The sequence below is a fragment of the Rhodoplanes roseus genome (assembly GCF_003258865.1).
GTDB lineage: Bacteria > Pseudomonadota > Alphaproteobacteria > Rhizobiales > Xanthobacteraceae > Rhodoplanes > Rhodoplanes roseus.
On the sequence record NZ_NPEX01000618.1, the window covers coordinates 359 to 827 of the forward strand.

Annotated in this window: 1 pseudogene; it reads left to right on the plus strand. The window is 75.1% G+C overall.

The window, feature by feature from the left end:
- A pseudogene (locus CH341_RS31615) lies at positions 1-469 on the plus strand (hypothetical protein); the annotation flags it as partial.

Consider the following 469-nt stretch of genomic DNA (forward strand, 5'->3'; position numbering starts at 1 on the left):
GTGGCACCGCTGAAGCGGACCCTGATGGCCGACCGGTTCGGCCTGGTCGGGCACGTGCTGGCCGTCCGGCTCGGCTGCAGCCCCGACTACTGCACGGCGCTCGCGCTGCTCGACAATGCGGAGAAGGTCCGGACCCAGTTGCGCGAGCGATCGTTCGACACCGTGCTGGCGCGTTACGCGGCCGCCTGGGCGACCCCGGGGAAGGGCGACGACGGCGTCTCGGCGACCGGGACGACCGGACCCGGCCTCGCCGGCACGGCGCAGCCCGCCGGCCATGCCGGTGGATCACCGTCGGCAACCGGCCAGCCGGTCTCGTCGCGTTACGATTTCCCCTCGGCCGCCTCGATTCCGCCCGTCAACATCATGGCCCCGGAGCCGTCGACACCGCCGCCCGCGGCACCCGCCCGCGAATTGCCGGCGGCGGTTCCGGCATCGCCCGGCTCGGGACCCGCGGCGGCTCCGCCGGTCG